The 4,590-nt window shown below is 40.8% G+C and carries 5 protein-coding genes; 1 reads left to right on the plus strand and 4 read right to left on the minus strand.

All coding sequences use genetic code 11. The annotated features are described in order from the left end of the window. Positions 1-246: DsbA family protein (locus V7Z60_RS03120; protein WP_334116228.1), on the plus strand; the 246-nt coding region annotated here is incomplete at its 5' end. A gap of 40 nt (positions 247-286) precedes the next feature. Here the strand turns inward: V7Z60_RS03120 and pepF are convergent. From pepF to spxA, 4 genes are all read right to left on the minus strand, one after another. Then, positions 287-2,092, minus strand: a complete 1,806-nt coding sequence (gene pepF, locus V7Z60_RS03125) for an oligoendopeptidase F (RefSeq protein WP_334116230.1) — start codon at positions 2,090-2,092, stop codon at positions 287-289. Between the two features lie 97 nt (positions 2,093-2,189). Further along, a complete protein-coding gene (locus V7Z60_RS03130) occupies positions 2,190-3,164 on the minus strand; it encodes a competence protein CoiA (protein WP_334116232.1) in 975 nt (324 codons plus the stop codon). Positions 3,165-3,264: 100 nt separating this feature from the next. Then, positions 3,265-4,035, minus strand: a complete 771-nt coding sequence (locus V7Z60_RS03135; protein ID WP_334116234.1) for an adaptor protein MecA — start codon at positions 4,033-4,035, stop codon at positions 3,265-3,267. 112 nt (positions 4,036-4,147) lie between these two features. Further along, positions 4,148-4,546, minus strand: coding sequence for a transcriptional regulator SpxA (gene spxA / locus V7Z60_RS03140; RefSeq protein ID WP_334116236.1), 399 nt, complete (start codon positions 4,544-4,546; stop codon positions 4,148-4,150). Between the last annotated feature and the right edge of the window lie 44 nt (positions 4,547-4,590).

Here is a 4,590-nt window from a genome sequence, read left to right on the forward strand (position 1 = left end):
GTTAAATGCTTCAAGCAAGATCAAAAGCTTGCAGCAGATTTAAAAGTTCAAACGCACCCTACGCTTGTGGTCTATAACCTCGCCGGATACGATTGCGGTTTTTCCATCAAAGATTGCGATTCCTTGGAGGCCCTGGAAGATTTGCTCCTGTCAAATGATCCTAAAGACTTTATCTGCGATGATGCACGCGGCGCTTTGAAGAAAAATCTTCATACTAATCTTCATCCCCTTTTCAAACAAAAATAAGCTTGAAGGAAATGCCTTCAAGCTTATTTTTTACTCGTCATCAACCGATGAGTTCTTCCAATTCATTTAATCGCTTTTCAAAGACGTCAAATGCTTTTTCAAGATACTCTTCATTCGTCATATCAACGCCTGCTTTCTTCATGATGTCAATTGGATATTCACTCGATCCTGACTTCAAATACGTCAGATATGCCTGCGTATCAGCAGGATTGTCATTCAGGATGTTTTGTGCCAAGGTCGTTGCGGCAGCAAATCCCGTCGCATATTGATAAACGTAATAGTTGTAGTAAAAATGAGGAATCCGTGCCCATTCAAGCGAAATTTCATCGTCATTGAAAATATCAGGACCGTAGTAACGCTTATTCAGCTCGCCATAGTACTTACTGATAACATCGGCAGTCAGCGGCTTGCCTGCGGCATCTTGTTCATGGGACCATTTTTCAAATTCAGCAAATTGCGTCTGGCGGAAAACCGTTCCCTTGAAGCCATCGAGATAGTGATTTAAAACATATGCTCTAACCTTTTTGTCTTCAAAATGATCAAGCAAATATTGCGTCAATAGGTTTTCGTTTGTCGTTGAAGCAATTTCAGCAACAAAAATTGAATAGTCACCGTATTGGTAAGGCTGGTTATGACGGGTATAGTAGCTGTGAATCGTATGACCCATTTCATGTACCAACGTAAACAAGTTATCAAGCGTATCCTGCCAATTGAGCAAAATATACGGGGCAGTATCATATGCTCCGCCAGAGTACGCTCCGCCACGCTTACCCTGATTTGCCACAACGTCAATCCAGCGATTGTCAAAGGCTTCTTTTACATGAGAAAGATAATCGTCGCCTAAAACGGCCAATGCCTTCAATGCTTCTTCCTTAGCTTCATCATACGTATATTTGAGGGCCGGCTCGCCCGTGATCGGCGTATACAGATCATACATATGCACCTCGTCAAGATTGAGCAGTTTCTTTCTGAGCGCAACGTAGCGATGCAGCAAAGGCAAATGCTTATTCGTTACCCTGATGAGCGTATCATAAACAGAAACCGGGATGTGATTGTTTGCCAAAGCGGCCTCTTGTGCCGTCGAGTAATTCCTGACTTTGGCAACGTAATTTTCAGTCCTGTTATGTGAGGACAGCGTCATTGCAAACGTATGACGAAACTGACGATAAACCTTATACAAATTTTGGAAGGCTTCTTTGCGAACGCGACGATCCGTTGATTCAAGCAACGTTCCGTAAATTCCTTCTGAAAGCTCAACGTCATTACCGTTTTCATCCTTCATGACAGGAAATTTCAAATCAGCATCGTTCAAAACTTCGAAAGTGCTTTCAGGAGCGCTGAAAATGTCGCTCGCACCGGCAAGAAGCGCCTCTTCCCTGTCGCTTAAGACGTGATCCTTCATCTCAAACCATTCTCTGAGATTTTGTGAATATTCATTAAGTCCCGGTGCCTGCTTCCTTGCTTCATCAAGTTCTTCAATCGTCAAATGCAGGAGTTCAGGTTGGAACCAGGAAAGTTTTTCTGAAACTTCAGCCACAAGTTTCTGAACGGTTGCGTTCTTGGCCTGGTTTTCAGCATTGGCAGTATCCTGATCGTTCTTCATGCTTGCATAAACATAAACGTTTTCAAGTCTTCTTTGAATCGCAAACATTTTCTCAATTGCTTCGAGCAAGATATCTCCATTTTCCTTAAGCCTGCCCTGATACTTTCTGAAACTCTCTGCTTCTTTTTTCACTCTGGCAAAATCTGTTTCAAAGTCCGCATCCGTAGCGTAAATTTTCGTAAGATCCCATGTCAGTTCAACCGGAACTTCTTCACGTTTTGGAAGTTGTTTTACTTCAGCCATTTCCTTACCCCCTATGGTGCAATTCTCAAATTGATCAAATCAATCTGACAACTGAAATTCTACTAATATTTGAATTAAAAATCAAGCTTTGAATTTCTCATAATTCAAATTTATCAGTATTTATCCGTGCTTTCTTTATGACATGACTGATATCTTCCTTTAAAATCGCATCCGTTGAAGAAACAAACGGCATGAAATAACAGTTTTCACGCTTAATTTTAGAAAATTCGCCCTTAAGGCTGAATGTTTCGCTGCTAAACAAAGTCAAAAGCAAGCTTGACTTCCAATAGCAAGACTCTTCACTGTAAATAGGCTGATAGTACTGCGGGCATATCAAATTCCAAATCAACTCCCTGGCGTCAACACGATTGACATAACAAGCCATTTGTAATTTTCTAATCTTTCCCTTTGAAAAATGAAGTCTCGCTTCTAATTTCCTGACCTGCTCTGCCCTCAGATCATCACTGAGACGATACATTTTCCATGAATGATTTCGATTGAAAAAATCCCGCAGCTCTCTGAGATTCCTGACATACCCGCGTAAATATCTGATCGGCAGAAAATCTGCTTTTTGAATCGCATAATCAATCTCAATCTTCTCATTGATTGGATCTAAAAAAAGCAAATAAAAGCCAAGCGAGGCATTCCAACGAATAAATTTTGCCGTAGAATTCGTCAAGCTTTTTCCCAGCTTATATTTCTGACCTAAAATCCAGAAGAAATTAAGTCCAATGCTCCTGTAGCCATTTGAACGTTCAACGAGTCTTTTAGCCGTTATCGGAGCGCATTGATACTCCAACGCCAGATCATTTCTTTCTTGTCTTTTTACCAGAACGTCCGGACGTTGTCTTAAAGCGCTTAAATATGCTTCCGGCTGAACCTCATAGCCCAATTCTTCCTCCCACTTTGCCAAAAGTTTCTTTCCTTTCAAGTGAGCCTCCGTCTCGCCTTCCGTAAATAAACTGCAAGTCGACTTATAATGGGCAAAGTGAACAACTTTTTTTTGACCTTTTTTCAAATAAAGCTTCGCACCGCATCCTGGGACAATAATAATTCTGATTTGTTCTGGCATCCGTCGCTGAAACCAATTTCTTCATTTCATCTGCAGCATATAACAAAAAAACACCCCCACACATTGTAAATGCGCAAGAGGCGTCAAAAAATTTCTATTTTTATTGATTGAAGTGGTAACGCGCAATTTCAATTGCTGCATGTTCCATAATCAGCTTGCCGCGTTCGCGAACAACGTCAACTGAGAAGTTGACGGGATCACCATACTCATATGCCAAAGACAAGGCATCCTTGACTTGATCTGGAGTCATCTCTGATTCAAAGAAAACCAATTCAAGAAAATACTGCCCGTCATATGCATAAAGATTTGATACGACGTTGCTATATGGGAAAACACTCGCAAAACCTATAAAGTTTTCGAAATTAACAAAATTTACCAAAAAATGCTTTTGAGACTCATCTTCTGCGTTCAAATATCCAGAAACTCCATCCCCGTCATCGTCAACAGTTTTATTTCCCGCTGAGTGAATGCCGGATTCTTTTTTATCCTTATCCTCTAACTGACTGCGTATGTAATCAGCCAACTCATTCGTAAAGACATCACCGTTCTCGGTACCGTCGTTAAAGTCATCAGGATCCTGATTTTCCGAACCATCATTTTTAATTGAATCATCAACAGGCTTGTCCTGGCTTGGATTACTTTTTGTAATCAACAGTTCCAAACCATTGCGATTCGGCATCAATTGAAACGTCACCGCCTCATTGTTGCGAAATTCATGATCCTTATCCACTTCATCCAAAATACTGAAAAAGAAGCTTTCAATTTCACTTTGATTGCCAAGCAAATCGAGAACAGTAATCCCTCGTTCGGTTAAATCTTCATTTTCAAGCAACACTCTAATCGTATTGTCATTGATTTTTTCCATTTCCATAGGGACGTCCTCCTTTTCGATAATCTTGCAATTGAATTAAGTTGCAACCATTATCATATCAAAAAAAACAAGAAAAGGCTACCCAAAAAGGCAGCCTTGATTGAATTCTCAGTTAAAAACCTGCCAATTCCCGGGCACGGCGCAATTCCAACGCACGAACTTCGCGCGGAAGGAAACGACGAATTTCATCCTCGTTATAACCGACCTGCAGACGCTTCTCATCCATGATAATCGGACGTCGCAACAAGCCAGGATGTCTTTGAACCAAATCCAACAAATCTTTCAAAGACAAATCATCGATATTGACATGCAAATCCTGATAAACCTTTGAACGCGTTGAAATGATTTCTTCCGTACCATCCTCCGTCATTTGAAGAATTTGTTTCAGTTCATCGACACTAAGCGGATCAGAAAAAATATTGCGCTCTGCGTAAGGAATATTGTGTTCTTTCAACCATGCACGTGCCTTACGGCAAGAAGTACAACTTGGTGAAGTATACAAGGTAACCATTAAGAATCGCCCCTCTCAGATTTAAACTGATGCAACCATACAAT

It is taken from the genome of Ligilactobacillus sp. (assembly GCF_036846325.1).
Lineage (GTDB): Bacteria > Bacillota > Bacilli > Lactobacillales > Lactobacillaceae > Ligilactobacillus.